Genomic DNA, 18,199 nt, shown 5'->3' with positions numbered 1-18,199 from the left:
ATTCATTTACAAAAAGTAAATATAATCCGCCAAATTTTTAAAAAGGAAAAAAATGAAAAAAGTGGTTTTAGCCTCAATAATAGCGGCAACTAGCCTAATGGCAGCAAGCGATAAGCAAATAGAAGATTTTTACTCAGAAGTTTTTAAAAATCAAAATATCGATGGTGTTAATGTAAAAGTCGTAGAACGCACTAAAATTTTAGATGATATAGAAAAAGTAAGCTTAAAATTTAGCAAAGGAGATATGTCTCAAGAAGATGTGACTTTTGTTAAGGGCGATCTTATGTTTCCTGATGTTGTAAATTTAAAGGAGCAAAAGTCTTATTTGGCTGAAGAAAAAAAGGTAATCGCAGAAAAAGCAGCACTTGATTTAGTAAAATCACTAGCTAAAATTTATAAAAATGAAGACAAGGCAAATGTTATAACTCTTGGCAATGATAGCAAAAAGCCAACTCTTATCATGTTTTCAGATCCTGAATGCCCATATTGTAGAGCCGAGCTAGCAAAGATTGAAACGACATTAAAAGACAATAACGTTGAAATCATCCTAACTCCAGTGCATGAACTATCATCTTTGCAAAAAAGTGCTTTGATCTATAAAGATATAAAAAATGCAAAAAGTGATAGCGATAAGGTTAAAATTTTAAGAAAGTATTTTTCTGAAGATTATAACGTGGATGAAAAAAATGTTAGCAAAGAAGAGAGCGACAAGATAGATACTTTACGTAAAAAATATTTCTCAGCTGGCGTTAGATCAGTGCCATTTATCATAAACAAAAGTGATCTAAAATAATCTTTTCTAGGGAAGCTCTCCCTAGAATTTCTTCTTTTAATAAAAATTCTTAAATTTTAAAATACATTTAACTATATTTTTAATAAATACTTAACAAATATAATTAATATTATATATTTACTTTTATTATTTTATAAATATGCTAAATTTACATAGTTTAATTCTAGGCTCTAAAAGCCCTGAAATAGACTATTTGCAATATTTTAGTATCTCTAAATATGCAAATTTTACATATTATGGAACCAAATTTCTCAAATTTTTAAGATTTGAGAGGCAAGGAGAAAAAATGCAAGGATCAAGAAGAGATTTTTTAAAGAAATCTCTAAAAGTTGGTACTGCTGGCGGAATACTCGCAGTTTCTGCAATAGCAAAAACAACTAGTGATGACTTAGCTCCTGATGGCAATGGCGTCGTCGTAGGTAAGTCTAACAAAAAAGAGGTGCTTTATAAAAAAAGCAAAAATTGGGAAACCTACTATAAAATCGCTTATTAAGGGAGAAAACCATGAGTGATGCACGTATAGGGAGACGTTCATTTTTAAAGCTAGCCGCACTTGGTGCTGGCACCACAATGGCTTTTGGAAAAAATGATACGATAAGAGAGGCGAGTGCGGAAGAGATAAAAGATCCTTTTTCTGGCTCAAAAAAGGTTAGGACTATTTGTTCTATTTGTTCAGCAGGCTGTGGTATCGAGGCTGAGGTAAAAGATGGTGTTTGGATCCGCCAAGATATGGCGATGTACCACCCAATATCTCAGGGCTCACACTGTTCAAAGGGTATCGATCAGATCGATCTTACACATAGCAAACAACGCATCAAGTATCCTATGAAAAAAGTTGATGGTAAATGGCAAAGAATTTCATGGGATCAAGCCGTAAATGAGATCGGTGATAAGATGCTTCAGATCCGCAAAGAAGACGGTCCTGATAGCGTTATATTCCTTGGATCTGCGAAATTTAACAACGAGCAAGCATATTACTTTAGAAAATTTGCTGCGTTTTGGGGCACAAACAGCAACGACCACGTAGCAAGAATTTGACATAGCGCAACAGTCGCCGGTGTGGCGAATACTTGGGGTTATGGCGCGATGACAAACCACTTTGGAGATATGGCTGCAAACTCAAAATGTATATTTATCATTGGAGCAAACCCAGCTGTGGCAAACCCAGTTGGTGGCATGAAGCACACTTTACAAGCAAAAGATAGAAACAATGCAAAAGTAATTGTAGCTGATCCAAATTTTACAAAATCAGCCGCTCACGCTGATCTATATCTAAGACAAAGATCAGGTACTGATATAGCGCTTGTTTATGGACTTATCCACATCATCTTAAAAAATGGCTGGGAAGATAAAGAGTTTATAAAAAATAGAACTTACGGTATCGACGAGATAGCAAAAGAGGCTGAGCACTGGACACCAGAGGTCACATCTGACGTTACAGGCGTGCCAGTTGATAAGTTAATGGAAGCTGCAAATATACTAGCTCATACAAAGCCAGGCACAGTGATCTGGGCACTTGGTATCACTCAGCACTCAGTTGGTAGCTCAAATACTAGAATTTTACCTATACTTCAACTAATCCTAGGCAACATGGGCAAACCAGGCGGCGGCTGTAACATCATCCGTGGTCACGACAACGTTCAAGGTTCAACTGACATGTGTAACCTCTCAGACAGCTTGCCGATGTATTATGGACTAACTGATGCGGCTTGGAAGTACTACTGCCAAGGCTGGGGTGTTGATTATGATGAGTTTGTAAAACGCTTTGCAGTCTCAACAAAAGAGCCAAAACAAGGCGGCACACCAGTTAAAAACACTGTTTTTGAAGAGTATTATTACCACGATCCTAAAAATCCAGAGGATAGAAACTGGAGAAATGAAAAAGGCTGGTCACTTTCAAAATGGTGGCAAGGCGTCTTAAAAGAGGAAAATACCTTTAGTAGTGGTGCATTAAGAGTTCTTTGGGTTCAAGGAACTGGTCTTACATCTATGGCGCACCTAGCTAAAATTCAAGAAGCAGCTTCAAAACTAGATATGATCGTCGTAGCTGAGCCATTTGTAAATGAAATTTCTATCCTTTCAGATAGAAAAGATGGCGTTTATATCTTGCCGGTGGCAACTGCCTTTGAAAATGAAGGTCACTTAAACGCTACAAACCGCTCAGGTCAGTGGAGAACAAAAGTCGTTGATCCACTTTATGAAAGCAAGGGCGATCATGAAGTAATGTTTGCATTTGCTAAGAAATTTGGCTTTTATGATGAGTATGTAAAAGGCATGAAGATGGCTGTCGTAAATAGAGAGCTAAAACAAGTAAAAGATGATTTTGTATGGCCAGATGATGCGACAAATGAGATAGCAAGGGTTGGAAATTCTATCGGTTATGGCGGCAGAACTGCTGAGATGTTTAGACGTCACCAAGCAAACTGGGATAAATTTGACCCAGATACGCTAATAGGTCTTGGTGGTGAGGTAAAAGGCGAGTACTACGGCAAGCCATGGCCAGCATGGGATGATAAACACCCTGGTACACCGATACTTTATGATATGAGCAAGCCTTACGCAGAGGGTGGCTCTGGCTTTAGAAACCGCTTTGGACTAGAGCATAACGGCGTTAGTCAGCTAGCTAGCGAAGAGAGTACACTTGTTGGCTCAGCTATAAAAGGTGGCTACCCACAAATCACAAAAGAGAATATAGAAAAAGTCTTAGGCATAACTCTAACTGAAGAAGAGAAAGCTAAGATGGGACCAAGCTGGAGCATGGATTATAGTGGTATTATCTTTGAAAAATGCCGTGAAAAAGGCGTAGTGCCGTATGGTAACGCAAGGGCTAGAGCTATCGTTTGGGAATTTCTTGACCCTATCCCAAAACATAGAGAGCCTATCCACTCACCACGTTGGGATCTTGTTCAAAAGTATCCGACATTTGATGATCAAGCTAGAAATTTCCGTGTTTCTACAAGATTTAAGTCAGAGCAACAAGCAAAAGATTGGTCGAAAGAATTCCCTATCGTGTTTAGTACTCAACGTGTCGTAAATTTAAGTGGTGCGGGAATGATAGAAAGAACAAGTAAATACCTCTCAGCTATCACGCCTGAGATGTTTGCTAATGTTCACCCTGAGCTTGCTTTAAAATACGGCATAAAAGATCGCGATATGATGTGGATCCACAGTCCACAAGGCACAAAGATCAAAGTAAGGTGCTACCACAGCTACATGGTAACTCCAGATAGAATTTGTATGCCTTATAACTTCGCTGGCGTTATGCAAGGTGTCGATCTCTCAGCTCGTTACCCAGAGGGCACTAAGCCTTATGTTATCGGCGAGAGCTTTAACACAGTTACTAACTACGGATTTGACCCAGTTACTCAAATTTCAGAATTTAACGCAGGTCTTTGCCGCATAGAAAAAGCTGAAGAAAACACCTTTAAAACATCGTTTTATCACGAGTATGGCGAGAGAGACGCCTTAGGTAAAGAGTAAGGAGAGATAAGATGGCAAGAATGAAATTTTTTGTAGATACTAACAGATGTATCAGCTGCTATGGATGTCAAGTCGCCTGCTCTTCTGCTCACGAGCTTCCAGTGGGAATTTATAGAAGAAAAGTGATCACACTTCATGATGGTATCGAGGGTAAAGAGGTCTCAACTACTATTGCGTGCCAGCACTGCACCGATGCACCTTGTGAGCAAGTCTGCCCGGTGGATTGCTTTTACATAAGAGCCGATGGTATCGTGCTTCACGATAAACACAAGTGCATAGGCTGTGGATACTGCCTATATGCTTGTCCATTTGGTGCGCCACAGTTCCCTAAAGACGGGGCATTTGGTGTAAAAGGTGTAATGGATAAATGCACTATGTGTGCAGGTGGCCCAGAGCCTACAAACTCACTCGAGGAGAGAGAGCTTTACGGTCAAAACAGAATGGCTGAGGGCAAAGTGCCTATGTGTGCGGCTATCTGTTCTACAAATGCGCTTTTAGTTGGCGACGCTGCTGAGGTTTCAAATGTATATCGCAAACGCGTTATGCTAAGAAATACAGGACTAAACGTATAACACACTAAGGAGGGCGCTTGCTCTCCTTTTAAATTTATAAAATTTAAATTATTTTTATGATTTTTATAATCTAAAATTTCATCAATAATTTTTCTTATCTATTAAAATTATCAAAAATATATAACTATTTTATCTCTAAATTGAAATTTTAGAGTAATCTTCTAAAGCCCTAAATTTACGTAAAGTTGATTATTAGATTGTAAAAAATATTATTTATACTTTCATTTTATATTACTTTATGATAATCGTTTTTATTTTAATCAAAGTAAAGCTTTGATAATATTGCGCTTTAAAATAATCTCACAGGTGGTTTAACCAATGAATAAATTTTTTAAATTTATGCTTATCATGCTACTGCCTATCTGGCTAGTGGCAAAAAATGATGACTACGCACAAGTTGCAGCTCAGATAAAAGAGTCATTACAAAAAGTAATAACAGAGTACAGAGCTGGCAATGTCGAGCAAGCAGTTAGCGATACTCAAAACGCTTATTTTGGTTTATTTGAAGATGTTGAAGCCGGCATTAGAATAAATTTAGGTCAGAAAAAAGCTTACTCTATGGAGAAGCAGTTTGGCGAGATCAGAAAGGCGATAAAAGCTGGCGAAGCACCAGATGATGTGCAAAAAAGAATAGACCAGATAAATAGCGAAATCGCTGAAGTTCTACCAGTTATCTTAAAAGGACATAGACTAGTTGGTGAGTATTCAGATAGCCCAGCTCAAGCTGCTACAACTGATTATGATACTTCTAAATTTATCCCTGAGTGGAAAGTGACATTTGCAAATTTATCAGCTGATCTAGATAAAGCAATAGCAAGCTATGAGAGCGATAAGCAAGATGACGCCAAAAGTGCTATTCAAGATGCTAAATTTACAGATTACAGAAATACTCAACTTGAAATCGCTATTCGCCAGCATATAGAAAATGGTAAAAGCATAGATGCTGATATCCAAAGAAAGATGGGCGAAGCGATCAGCGGCATCACAAATGGTATAAGTAAAGATGATTTTAAAACTAAGCTAGATGAGATCAAAAAGCTAGCATATGAGGCAATCTCAAAACTACCAGCTGATACTGCAAAACTTGCAAAAGTTGATATGAGCGACGTAGAAGCAGCTTCTGAAGAAGATAGTGGTGCAGATTATACCAAAGTCGTTCAAAACATAAACGACAAAATTCAAGCTGCTATCACACTTTATAAAAATGGTGATGTAAAAAAAGCTATGGGCGATATCCAAGACATCTACTTTGATGAGTTTGAAGGTAGCGGTATGGAGAATAAAGTAGGCGCAATAGATGTAAATTTAAAAACAGCTATTGAAGCTACATTTGGCAATCTTGTAGCCCTTATGAAATCAGGTGTAGACGAAAAAACTCTTCAAGAAAGCGCAAGCAAGATGTCATCTCAGCTAGCAGCCGCACTTGAAAAAACTAGCGGTTCAAGCTCACCTTGGACGCTATTTATCTGGGCGCTAACTATAATCTTAAGAGAGGGCTTTGAAGCTCTTATCATCGTTGCAGCCGTCGTTGCATACCTTGTAAAAACTGGCAATGCAAAAGCTATGGGTAAGGTCGTATATAGCTCAGTTGGCGTGGCTGTCATCTTAAGCTTTGTCATGGCGTGGATCATGAACGTCATCTTTGGCGAGGCAGCAGGTCAAAAAAGAGAGCTTATGGAAGGCATCACAATGCTTGTTGCAGTGGGGCTTCTATTTTACGTTGGTTTTTGGCTTCTTTCAAATGCTGGCGCTAAAAAATGGAATGACTACATCAAATCACATGTATCTGAGTCTATCTCAAGCGGCTCAAGTACAGCGCTTTGGTGGACTGTATTTTTAGCGGTATTTAGAGAGGGCGCTGAGACAGTGCTATTTTATCAAGCACTTATCTTTGACGCAAAAGACTCAGCTGGCTACTCAATGATTGCAGCTGGCTTTGTGATAGGACTTGTCGTTCTTTTAATAGTCTATTTCTTATTTAAAATTTTTGCTGTTAAAATTCCTATTAAACCATTTTTTATATTTACGTCAGCTATTATCTTTTATATGTCGATCGTCTTTGTTGGCAAGGGTGTTGGCGAACTAGTTGAGGGCAAAATTTTCATCCCAACTATCATAAATGGACTTAGCTTCCCTGACTGGATGAGAGACTGGCTAGGACTTCAGCCATATTACGAGAGCTTAGTGCCTCAAATCATTATGGTGCTTGCCCTAGTTATAGGCATCGTTATCATGAAATCAAAACAAAATAAAAATTAATCTTATTTAAAGGAGAGAATATGAATAAAATTCTTAGTTCAGCTCTAGCACTTAGCCTAGCAGCTGGTTTTGCACTTGCTGGAGAGCACCCAATCGGCGAGCCTGTAGAGGCTAATGGTATGGAGATAGCTGCAGTTTATTTGCAACCAATCGACATGGAACCAAAGGGTATTGACCTAGCTCCAAGCCTAGCTGATTTTCACCTAGAAGCTGACATACACGCTATTGCTGGTAATAAAAACGGCTTTGGCGAAGGTGAGTGGATCCCATACCTAAAGATTAACTACGAGCTAAAAAACCTTGATAACGGCAAAGTTAAAAAAGGTACCTTTATGCCAATGGTTGCAAGCGATGGCCCACACTATGGTGCTAACGTAAAAATGGATACAGGCGTAGGCAACTATGAGCTTAAATTCCACATTGATAATCCAGAAAAACAAGGTTTTGGTCGTCACGCTGACAAAGAGAGCGGTGTTGGTAAATGGTTTGAGCCTTTCACAACAACTTATAAATTTCAATGGACAGGTGGTCCTGTTAAATAATCACCAGGGGCGTTCTCGCCCCTTTTAAAAAATTCTCACAGGGTTTAGTTATGTCAATTTATTTCTATCAGGTCTTTTTAGCCCTCCTTGGATTTACGCTTTTTGCTGCCTTAAATAACAAGGATAAAAGTTTAAAAACACTTTTTTTACCGTCACTTTTTGGAGTCGTAGCTGGCGTATTTATTTTTAAAGTCGTTCGTCACTCACTTATAGATGATCAGTTTAAAATTTTCATCGATTCAGTGACGCTAGTTTTTCTACTAATTAGCATTTTATGGATATTTCTTGAGCTTAAGATAGCAAAAATTGTAACGTTTTTTGTTTTAGGCATCGGCTTTGGCTTTGGCTATAGTTCAAGCAGTGTGTTATTTCCACTATTTGGTGGTGAGCTACTAGATACGCTTTCTGTCATTAGCTTCTTTCTAATGATATTTGCAATGATTTTGCTCGTATTTTTATTCTTTTTTATTTCGAATTTAAAATCTAGCATTTCTCCATTAATAGCTAAAATTTTAGTCCTTATTACTTTAGTTTTCTTGCTAATCGATAGGAGCTCTCAGACAGCACTTGAGCTTTTGCGTGCTGGGGCTTTAAAGATAAGTAGTGAGTTAAACTCTCAGATTCTATCTGTTAGTGCAAAAGGTATTTATGTATCAGAATTTGGTACTTATTTTTATATCTTTGTGATCTTACTTTTATGCATCACCGCACTTTTCTTTATGCCAAAAAGTATTGATAAAAATAAATTTGGTTCTATCAAATACCGCTTTACAAAAGCCATTAGAGAAAATATTTTTGATAATGCAAAATTTGCATTTTGTAGTATTTTGATAGCACTTGGATTTTCGCTCTATTATGATCTTTACGCATCTCGTCCACCTGAAATTTCAGAGCCAGTGCTAGTTGAGCCAGTGGGAGATAAATTTATATTTAATGTTGATATGCTAAAAGATAATGAACTTCACAGATTTGCTTATATTACAGATGAGGGTAAGCAGATAAGATTTTTCTTATTAAACCGCTTTAGCGACCGAGTATCGCCTGTTATCGTATTTGATTCATGCATGATATGTGGCGATATGGGCTATATAAAAAGAGGAAATGACCTTATTTGCATCTCTTGTAATGTTAGAATTTTCTTGCCATCAGTTGGCAAAGAAGGTGGTTGCAATCCGATACCAATGCCATTTATCTTCGATGGCAAAAATATCATAGTTGATTATAAAACTATTACAGATGGAGCAAATTTCTTTAGTAAGGTTGTCGAAAAAATGGTGCTTGATCCAGTTAGTCGCAAAAAGGTGAGCAACCTTGAGTCAAGATCATATTTATACTATGGACGCACATATTTCTTTGAAAATAACGAAACTCAGGCGAAATTTGAAGCAAATCCAGAAAAATATGTAGAAACAAATGGAACGTTAAAATGAAAAATATGCAACTAAGAATGATAAAAAGCTCAATCACGGGCTCAAAGGTACAAAAGACGATGGCCTTTATCACCATACTACTAGCTGCTCTTTTAATAGCTTGCATGCTAAACATTACGCTAAAAATCGGCGATCAAGTAGCAACTGAGCTTAGAGGTTATGGCTCAAATATCGTCGTTTTACCACGCGGTGAGAGCCTAAGCATCGAGATTGAGGGTAAAAATTTCACCCCGCTAAAATCACAAAATTTACTTCCAGAAGCTGATATCTACAAGATAAAAGAGATCTTTTGGAGAAACAATATCGTTGCTTTTGCGCCGTTTTTAGAAGCAAAAGTTAAAGATGAAAAAGGAATTGAATTCGCCTTTGAAGGAACCTATTTTGATAAAAATATCGGTCTAAAAGATGAGCCAGAATTTAGCACAGGCGTTAAGAGCTTGTATGGATTTTGGGGTGTTGAGGGCGCTTGGCCAAAAGATGAAAGCATGGATGAAATTTTAGTTGGCGAAGAACTTTCTAAGGCTAAAAATTTAAAGGTTGGCGACAAGCTTAGCCTTACTGGCAAAAATGGCGTAAGAGAAGTTAAAATAGTTGGAATTTTAAAAGGAGCTAGTGATGAGACACATAAGCTAGTTGGCTCCCTAAAGCTTGCTGGTGATCTCTCAGGACACGCTGGCTCATACACAAAAGCTGAGGTCTCAGCCATGACGATCCCAGAAAATGACCTATCGCTAAAAGCAAGAAGAAATTTAGACAATCTTGATAGCGCAGAGTACGACAAATGGTATTGCTCAGCCTATGCAGGATCGATCGCATTTCAGATAGAAGAAAATTTACCAAACGTTAGCGCAAAGGCAAGCCTTCAAGTAAGCGATGCAGAGAGTAACATAGTAAAGAAAATCCAAAGCCTAATGGGTATCGTTAGTATCATCGCTCTTGTGGTCTCAGCCATTGGTATAACATCGCTAATGACAAGTGAAATTTACCGCCGTAAAAAAGAGATCGGTCTTTTAAAAGCTATAGGCGCAAGTAACTTTGAAATTTACGCTTTGTTTGCTAGCGAGAGCCTTGTGGTAGCCTTTTTTGCGGGCATCACTGGAGCATTTTTGGGTTACGCTCTAAGCTACGTGATGTCTTACATTATCTTCTCTCACGGCATAGGCATAGCTTGGATCGTACTACCAATTAGCGTGGCATTTGCCCTACTTATCTCAGTCGTTGGCTCGCTAATGCCAATGAGAAACGTCATAAATTTACTACCTGCGGAGGTGCTATATGACCGCAAATAGCAAATTCTTTTACAATACAATTTATAAAAGTTTAAAAAACGGCTCATCAAGAGTAATGGTCATCGTGATCTCTATCTTACTTGGAGCATGCGTGTGTGCTGCGTTTGTCAATGTCTATCTTGACATTGACTCAAAGGTCTCACGCGAGCTAAAAACTTATGGTGCAAACATGATCTTTGCTCCAAAAGATATGGCTACAAATGATGATATGAGTGAAAAAACTTACAATGAAATGATCGCTAAAGTGCCAAAAGACAAGCTTCTTGGTGAGAGCGGTTATCTCTTTGCTCAGGCAAATATCGGTCCAACAAACGCTATCGTCATGGGAACAAAATTTAGCAATTTAAAAAAAGTTAAACCATTTTTAGATGTTAGAGATGGAACGATGATAAATGTCGATTTTGACGATAAAAACGTGCTAATAGGCGTCGATCTTGCTCGTCAGGCTGGCTTTAAAGCAGGCGATGATATAGAGATTCGCGCCATTGGCTCAAATGAGAGCATAAATGTAAAGATAAAAGGCGTAGTTGCAAGTGGCGACAAAGAGGATGCGCTTTTGATCACGTCACTATCTTTGGCTCAAAAAATTTCAAATAAAGCTGGCAAAATAAACTATGCTGAAGCTGTTGTGCTTGGTAACTTTGACGAGATAACATCGCTAGCAAAGACTATAAGCAATGAAGAAATAGCTGCAAAACCAGTGGCAAAGGTCTCAAAGTCTGAAGGCTACATCTTGGAGAAAATAAAGCTATTAATGGCACTTGTTAGCCTTGTTATTTTGCTCATTACTTCAATGTGCGTAAACACAACGCTTAGTGCTATCTTGCTCTCTCGCTCAAAGGAAATCGCACTTCTTAGAGCCATAGGTGCAAGCAAAAAAGATGTACTAAATCTATTTGGTTTTGAAACATTTGTGACAGCGCTCATCTCAGCATTAGTTGGTGCATTTTTAGGATATTTACTAGCTCAAATTTTAGGTTATGCGATATTTGATTCTAGTATTGATTTTAGAATTTTAAGCATCCCAGTAGCTGTGATAATATCGCTTTTATTTGCAGCGATCGCAGCATTTTATCCGATCAAACGGGCACTTAATAATAAAATGGCAGATACATTAAGAGGAGAATGATATGCAAAATGCACTAGAATTAAAAAATATTTGTAAAATTTTTGGCGATGTTAAAGCACTTGATGATATAAATTTTGAGGTTAAAAAAGGTGAGTGGGTCAGCGTAATGGGGCCAAGTGGTAGTGGTAAGAGTACGCTTGTAAATATCCTTTCACTAATGGATACTCCAAGCAGTGGTACTTATATGCTCGGTGGCGATGATGCGAGTAATCTAAATGCTGATGATACACTTAAATTTAGACGCGAGAAGATCGGTCTTATTTTTCAGCAGTTTCACTTAGTGCCATATCTTAGCGCACTTGAAAATGTGATGATCGCTCAGTACTATCACAGCTCAGTTGATGAAGAGGATGCTAAAAAAGCGCTTGAGGCAGTTGGTCTTTCTCACAGACTAACACACAGACCAAGTCAGCTAAGTGGTGGTGAGCAACAACGCCTTTGTATCGCACGCTCGCTCATAAACGATCCTGAAATTTTAATAGCAGATGAGCCAACTGGTAACCTTGATGAAGCAAATGAAAGAGTTATACTTGATCTATTTTGCAAGTTAAGAAAAGATGGCAAGACGATACTTCTAGTAACTCACAACCCTGATCTTGGTGAGTATGGCGATAAGATCGTCTATCTAAGACATGGCAAATTAGAGAAAATTCGCACTATTGAAAATCCAAAGGTGCCAAATGAGATATAAAATTTTATTTTTATGTCTAGTCTCAGCCCTAGTTATGGGCTGCGTCAAGCAGTATGAAAAGCATCATATCACGCTAAACGACTCAAGCGGCATTGATACGCAGTTTTTTCCAACGGAAAAGAGGCTAAAGATAGGCGATAAGCCATATATGCTTTTTTTCTTTGGCACTGACTGCGGAGTGTGCAAGGCCGCGATACCTGATCTAAATACGCTTGAAAAAGAGTATGGCAAAGAGGTTCAATTCATTGGTGTTTTAGGACCTAGTAAAGGCTTTGATAAAGATATTGAGCTTTTAAAAGAGCACAATATTACATTTAAAACTACGAGCGATAAGGTTTCAGTTGATTACTTTAGCAAGGCAGTTGGTGGCGTCATGGGCGTGCCAGTTATCTATTTTTTTGATAAAGATGGTAAGATGCGATCAAAATTTATCGGTCTTACACCAAAAAGTGTACTTGAAAGTGCTATAAGATCGCTCTTGTAGGAGTGAATATGAAAAATTTCTTTTTATTTGTCTTAGCGGTTTTTTTTGTTGGATGTGCTAGTAGTACTCCAAATATCTCGGTCAAAACGAGCGAGCCTATATTTTTTACGCTTAATGAAGCAAATAAAAGCGTCTATGTAAATTTTAAAAATAGTGCGACCGGGCAAGATGTAAATGCTGAAATTTTAAGCGAGTTTGCAAAGGCTGGCTTTAGAAACGAGCCAAATATCAAAAACGCCGACTTCATCATCCTTGGCGATGTGCAAAGCTTTTCTAGGATAATCAAAAGAGATCCTAGATTTTCAATGGGCATGGGATATGGCTTTGGCAGACCAAGCTTTGGCTTTGGCTACTCGATGTTTTTCCCATTTGGCTATTACGACGATGATGACTTTAGCACGAATAGCTACACTTATCACATGCAAGTAAGCGTGCTAGTGCGTCCAAAAAATGGTGGCGAAAAGGCGACAAATATATCGCTTATGCAAGCTGGTAACGTCTATTCGCCAAGCTACATTTGGCCGTTTTTTAAAGAACGTCTAGCAAAACAGATCGTTAGCTTTTTTTATAATGTCTCGCAAAAATAGGAGAAATTAGTAAATTTAAAAGGATTTAAATGCTAGTTGATGGAAGCTATGAAATTTCATCTTGTGATGATATTGAACTTGGTATAAAAAGAAGCTCTCCTCTCTCCTTTTATTCCTGTTATGACGATGCCAAGGATGCAAAAGCCATTTTAGTGATTATCCCTGGGCTTGGAGAAGACTCTGACCTTGGATATAGAGCTAATCTTATGCAGACTATGGCAGAGACTTATGATGTTGCATGTATTAGTGTGGATTATCACTGCATAGGCAACCGCCCACAGCTTGGGGCGAAATTTGGACTTGATGATATAGATCGCGAAATCTTAACAAGAGAACTATCAAGCATAGGTATAAATTTACCAATTGATCTAAAAAGTATCGACTGCCACGAGAAGGTTGATGTGTTGCTTAAATTTCTTAGTCAAGAGATCACGCTGCGAAAAGAGAGCGGAGTTTTGCCAGATGATTTTAGGCTAAAAGCTAGTATTACGATGGTGCCAACAAAAAACGAGTACCAAAATTTTGGTGTTATGCAAGCACTAGATGTGCTAAATGCCGTGATTTATACAAAAAAATATATAAATAGTGCCAAATTTGAGCATCTACCTGTCATAATGGTAGGCAGCTCGCATGGTGGATATTTGGCACATATGTGCGCTAAGATCGCTCCATGGCTAGTAGATGGGGTGATAGATAATAGCTCTTATGCTATATTTTTATGGCGTCTTATTGGTTTTGGCAAAGAGATCGATTTTACTAGTTATCCTTGTTTTGGCACTGGCACTTTGTATCAAAATTTGTATCTTTATTTTTTTGATAAGACCTACTGGACGCTTAATGAAAAATCACCATACTATTTTATTGACGCAAGAGAAGAGATAAGAAACATCCTAAATTTAGATCATTTAAATGTTCAAAGTAGCTATAAAAAGCCAATTTACGTGAGCTATCACTGTATTTGCGATAAAGAAATAGCTCCAGCAAAGGATAAAATTGAGCTTTACAAGGCTCTTAAGAAACTTAAATTTGACGCAACGCTTCATATGATAAAAGATGGGAGCGAGGTTGATGGCAAATTTATAAAGTCTCTAACGCATGGAATGGGGATGTCTTATAAACTACTTTTACAAAAAGAGCTTCCCAGTATGATGGAGAAAATTTTATCTCAAAAAAACAAAAAGAGCAGCAAGAGTATTGAGTATAAATGCGGCGATACGATCTATAAATTTAGTGAAGTCTTAGATCAAATAAATCTTGAAATTTTAGATATTGCTTAGTATTTAAAATAGTTAAAGCTAGGCGCATAAAGACCTGGTTTTTATCAGTCATTATCTATCTCAAAGTCGTAAAATTCGCTTTCATACTCAATATTTCCTATTTTGCTGTATTGTATAAGAGCTGCTTTTATATTATCTATCTGCTGATACATTAGACCCAGAGCTATTCTATTTTCGATAGCACTAGCATCATTTAGTTTTGTTAGCTCTAAAAGTGCGATCGCGTTTGATACTTTTCCAGCTCCTGTCGCAGCCACAGATGCTAAAAACAATGTGCCAGCGTCATTTACTTTAAACTCATCGATCGCTTGATTATAAAGTTTATAGCTTTCTTCAAAATCGTTTGTAAAGATATCGACATAGGCTAGAGTTTGGATTAAATTTATATTCTTTGGAGCATTTTTTAGCTCAGCTCTTAACTTATCACGCTCTCTTGTAAGTAAGCCTGAAATTTGAAGTAGCTTGATGTATTGCTTTTTGATGATATCAGCGCCGTGATAGAAAGCATTTGAATCAAGCTGCTTGCCGTTAAAGTGAATTTGTATCGCTTTTGCATACTCTTTGACACTTTGCTCTTTGTTTTTCGAGATGAAATTTAAGATATTTGCAATAATATCATTTGGTAAAATTTTTAGTAGTTCATCAGCTTTCTTTGCCATTAGCTCATCATTATTTGTTACTTTTGCGATGATGATATCAAAGGCTAAATTTAGCATTGTCTGCTCTTTTGGCTCTTCAAGCCACCTTATCATCGCACTTTGGTTGCCGCTAACCAGGCTTAGAAGCGAGGCATATAAATTTACAGGCTTTAAACTCTTATCGTTTTCTAAATTTTCGCCAATCTCTTCAATGAGTTTTGGGTTTAAATTTCTATTTATATCTAGACAAATCGCCCCAAAAATACCTGCAAGATGGTTATTTACGTCCTGGTGATAGCTTGCTATGAAGTGCTTTGCTGCAAGGCTAAAATTTCCAAGCTGAGCGTAGCTTAAGGCGAGGTTGTATTGTAAGATAGAGTGATTTGGATAAGTACTGGCTAGCTCTTCAAACTCTTTATTTGCTTCTTTTAAGCGGTAGCTTAGTGCTTTTGCAATAGCTTCACTAAGTTTTGCATTTACTTTTGAAGCAGCTGCACTTTGGCTAAGATAGTCGTTTGCTGCTGATGTATCGTCTAAAAAGACGCTAACGCCGCCTTTTCTTATCTGCTCGATGCTCTGTTTTGCGTCAAAAACCTTGTAAGGTGCGAAGTAAAAAAGGGTCTCATAGCGCCTTGTTCTATCAAAAAACATATCATCACTAAAGTGTGCCTGAGCTAGGCTGACATCAAAAAGATCAGGCTTTAGTATCGTTTTTATCTTGTAAATTTTGCTTGGCAAAGAAGCATTGTAGTCGTAAACATCTTTGATAAATGCAGCCGCGTCGCCGTAGTCAGCAGTTTTTAGATCAATTAGCGCCTCAGTCATCTTGATAAGATCGATATTTGGCGTATTTTTAGAAGCTTTTGTTAAATAATCCCTTGCCTTATCGTATTTGCCAAGTCTTGCATAGAGCTGTGCTAGCGTGAAGTCGGCTTTAAATGCCTTTTGGCTCTCAAGCTTAGCTATTGCTCTCTCATCATCTCCAAGAAGTGATAAAATTTTTGCACTTAAATACGCATATTCATTTTTATAATCCGCAGTATTTGGATGAGAAAGTGCTTGAAGCGCCTCGTAATAGTTGCCTTTATAGTAGTTTATAAGCGCGTAGTAATAGCTATAAAGTGGCGAGTTGTTTTCATACTGCAAAAATGAATCAGCAAGTCCTATATAGTAGTTAAAATTTTTGGTGCTATTTAGCTCAAGTGAGCAAACGGCAGCGTTTATGGCGCTAACTGCTGTGTTTTCTCTATCGGTTATAGCTTTATTAAAAGATATGATTGCCTCATCACATCTTTCTTGTTTCATCTGCGAAACACCGAGGTTGTAGTTTGAAAGTGACTGGTTATAAACAGCTATGTTTTCATAAATTTTTAACGCTTCAAATTTATTGCCACGCTCGTAGAGCTGATTGGCTTTATTTATCATTTCATCGATCTTTGAAGCGCCAAAATTTTGCGTTTGGTAGTTGTTTTCTATATTTTTTACGATACTTGCAGCATCTATGTTCTCTTTTTTGTCTTTCTTTAGCAAGATAACTAGCAAAACTACTATCAAGATGATAAGCACTAGAGCGACCACGCCTGCTATTATAAAGAGCTTTTTATTACTCTTTTTTACAGGGATTGGCTCCGGGATGCTCTCATCTTGTAGCACACCCTCACTTGCGATACTCTCAAGCGAGACGATCTCTTCAGGTGTCTCGGCTTTTGCCTCTTCAGGCGCTTCTTGCTCTGCTTGCTCGCCAGGTGGTTTTAAAACTACAACCTCTTCTTCAGCCACTACATATACCTTTTAAGAACTTCTGGAATTTCGATAGTGCCATCTGCTTTTTGGTAGTTTTCCATGATGGCAATAAGTGTCCTACCCACAGCTAGGCTTGAGCCATTTAGCGTATTTACAAGCATATTTTTCTTGCCATCTTTAAAGCGAATTTTTGCTCTTCTTGCTTGAAAATCACGAGTGTTGGAAATAGAGCTAATCTCTCTATATTTGCCTTGACCAGGTAGCCAAACCTCAAGGTCTATCGTCTTTGCCGCGCTAAAACCAAGATCGCCGCTACAAAGAAGCATATGGCGGTGAGGAAGTCCAAGACTAGTTAGTAGATCGCTCGCGCACGCTACCATCTCATTTAGCACGTCTTCGCTTTGATCTGGCTTTGTGATGCTTACAAGTTCTACTTTTTCAAACTGGTGCTGGCGGATCATACCTCTAGTGTCACGTCCTGCTGAGCCTGCCTCTTGGCGGAAGCATGCTGAGTAGCAAGTCATCTTTATAGGTAACTGCTCGGCCTCAATGATCGTGTCATTGTATAAATTTGTCACAGGCACTTCGCTGGTTGGGATGAGGTAGAGGTCCTCGTCGCGCACTTTGTAAAGATCCTCTTCAAATTTAGGCAGCTGACCAGTACCAAAAAGTGTGTTTGAGCTTACTAGATAAGGGACATTTACAAGCTCGAAGCCACGTGAGCTGTTAAAGTCGATCATGTAATTAACAAGCGCTCTACTTAGCCTTGCTCCCATGCCACGAAGCACGGTAAAGCGAGATCCTGAGAGCTTTGCGCCTCTTTCAAAGTCAAGCCAGCCAAGGCTCTCGCCTAACTCCCAGTGCTCTTTTGGTGTAAAGCTAAATTTAGTTGGCTCAAGCACCGTTTTGATGCAGACATTATCGTCCTCGTCCTTACCAAATGGCACGTCATCGTCGGTGATATTTGGCACATTAAATGAAATTTGCTCAAGCTTTTCTTCATATTGTTTAACGATCTCATCAGCATCAGAAAGTGCAGCTTTGTTTAAATTTAGCTCATTTTTTAGCTCGCTTACGTCTTCACCGGCTCTTGCCTTTATACCAAGCTCTTTACTCTTTGAATTTTGGATCGCTTGGAAATTTTCAAGTGCTTTACGTTTTTGTTTTAGCTCGTTAAAAGTTTGTAAAAGCTCGTCAAGCAGCCCAGCTTTTACATTTTTTCCCTCAAGTTTTTTTACAAATTCATCGTAATTTGTCTCGAGTAGTTTTAAATTTATCATTCCGC

The 18,199-nt window shown here is 38.2% G+C and carries 15 protein-coding genes and 1 pseudogene; 14 read left to right on the top strand and 2 right to left on the bottom strand.

Annotated features, from left to right (window positions below):
- The first annotated feature begins 52 nt into the window (after positions 1–52).
- The 14 genes and pseudogenes from CYP64_RS09075 to CYP64_RS09010 all read left to right on the top strand — a co-directional run bounded on the left by CYP64_RS09075 (position 53) and on the right by CYP64_RS09010 (position 14,533).
- Positions 53–793, top strand: a complete 741-nt coding sequence (locus tag CYP64_RS09075) for a thioredoxin domain-containing protein (RefSeq protein WP_103580015.1) — start codon at positions 53–55, stop codon at positions 791–793.
- A 286-nt stretch (positions 794–1,079) separates the two neighbouring features.
- Positions 1,080–1,286, top strand: coding sequence for a twin-arginine translocation signal domain-containing protein (locus CYP64_RS09070; RefSeq protein WP_087579573.1), 207 nt, complete (start codon positions 1,080–1,082; stop codon positions 1,284–1,286).
- Positions 1,287–1,297: 11 nt separating this feature from the next.
- Positions 1,298–1,558: pseudogene (locus CYP64_RS10390) on the top strand (hypothetical protein); the annotation flags it as partial.
- A 60-nt stretch (positions 1,559–1,618) separates the two neighbouring features.
- Positions 1,619–4,273 (top strand): formate dehydrogenase subunit alpha, encoded by a 2,655-nt coding sequence (locus CYP64_RS09060; protein ID WP_440130155.1) that lies wholly within the window; start codon positions 1,619–1,621, stop codon positions 4,271–4,273.
- Positions 4,274–4,284: 11 nt separating this feature from the next.
- Positions 4,285–4,845: a formate dehydrogenase FDH3 subunit beta gene (fdh3B, locus tag CYP64_RS09055; protein WP_103649504.1), complete on the top strand. Its 561-nt coding sequence runs from the start codon at positions 4,285–4,287 to the stop codon at positions 4,843–4,845.
- A gap of 318 nt (positions 4,846–5,163) precedes the next feature.
- Entirely contained in the window at positions 5,164–7,104 is a 1,941-nt protein-coding gene (locus tag CYP64_RS09050) for an FTR1 family iron permease (protein ID WP_103649503.1), read from the top strand.
- A 20-nt stretch (positions 7,105–7,124) separates the two neighbouring features.
- Positions 7,125–7,646 (top strand): iron transporter, encoded by a 522-nt coding sequence (locus tag CYP64_RS09045; protein ID WP_084041674.1) that lies wholly within the window; start codon positions 7,125–7,127, stop codon positions 7,644–7,646.
- Between the two features lie 50 nt (positions 7,647–7,696).
- Positions 7,697–9,076: a Fe-S-containing protein gene (locus CYP64_RS09040; protein WP_103649502.1), complete on the top strand. Its 1,380-nt coding sequence runs from the start codon at positions 7,697–7,699 to the stop codon at positions 9,074–9,076.
- Positions 9,073–10,365 carry an ABC transporter permease gene (locus tag CYP64_RS09035; protein ID WP_103649501.1) on the top strand — a complete coding sequence of 431 codons (1,293 nt, stop codon included), beginning with the start codon at positions 9,073–9,075 and terminating at the stop codon, positions 10,363–10,365. The genes CYP64_RS09040 and CYP64_RS09035 overlap by 4 nt, the downstream gene beginning before the upstream one ends.
- Positions 10,352–11,494 carry an ABC transporter permease gene (locus CYP64_RS09030; RefSeq protein ID WP_103649500.1) on the top strand — a complete coding sequence of 381 codons (1,143 nt, stop codon included), beginning with the start codon at positions 10,352–10,354 and terminating at the stop codon, positions 11,492–11,494. The genes CYP64_RS09035 and CYP64_RS09030 overlap by 14 nt, the downstream gene beginning before the upstream one ends.
- A gap of 1 nt (position 11,495) precedes the next feature.
- On the top strand, positions 11,496–12,185 hold the full coding sequence (locus CYP64_RS09025; RefSeq protein WP_054196145.1) for an ABC transporter ATP-binding protein: 690 nt from the start codon (positions 11,496–11,498) through the stop codon (positions 12,183–12,185).
- Complete coding sequence (locus CYP64_RS09020; protein WP_021090806.1) at positions 12,175–12,669, top strand: TlpA family protein disulfide reductase; 495 nt, start codon at positions 12,175–12,177, stop codon at positions 12,667–12,669. The genes CYP64_RS09025 and CYP64_RS09020 overlap by 11 nt, the downstream gene beginning before the upstream one ends.
- 8 nt (positions 12,670–12,677) lie before the next feature.
- Complete coding sequence (locus CYP64_RS09015) at positions 12,678–13,256, top strand: hypothetical protein (protein WP_103649499.1); 579 nt, start codon at positions 12,678–12,680, stop codon at positions 13,254–13,256.
- Positions 13,257–13,285: 29 nt separating this feature from the next.
- Positions 13,286–14,533 carry a DUF2920 family protein gene (locus CYP64_RS09010; RefSeq protein ID WP_103649498.1) on the top strand — a complete coding sequence of 416 codons (1,248 nt, stop codon included), beginning with the start codon at positions 13,286–13,288 and terminating at the stop codon, positions 14,531–14,533.
- A gap of 44 nt (positions 14,534–14,577) precedes the next feature.
- Here CYP64_RS09010 and CYP64_RS09005 read toward each other — a convergent pair whose 3' ends face one another.
- Positions 14,578–16,950 carry a tetratricopeptide repeat protein gene (locus CYP64_RS09005; RefSeq protein WP_103649497.1) on the bottom strand — a complete coding sequence of 791 codons (2,373 nt, stop codon included), beginning with the start codon at positions 16,948–16,950 and terminating at the stop codon, positions 14,578–14,580.
- Positions 16,950–18,194, bottom strand: a complete 1,245-nt coding sequence (gene serS, locus CYP64_RS09000) for a serine--tRNA ligase (protein WP_103649496.1) — start codon at positions 18,192–18,194, stop codon at positions 16,950–16,952. The genes CYP64_RS09005 and serS overlap by 1 nt, the downstream gene beginning before the upstream one ends.
- Between the last annotated feature and the right edge of the window lie 5 nt (positions 18,195–18,199).

The organism is Campylobacter concisus (assembly GCF_002913945.1).
Lineage (GTDB): Bacteria > Campylobacterota > Campylobacteria > Campylobacterales > Campylobacteraceae > Campylobacter_A > Campylobacter_A concisus_P.
Note: the sequence above shows the minus strand (reverse complement) of the source record. Positions and strands in the feature narration are given on the sequence as shown.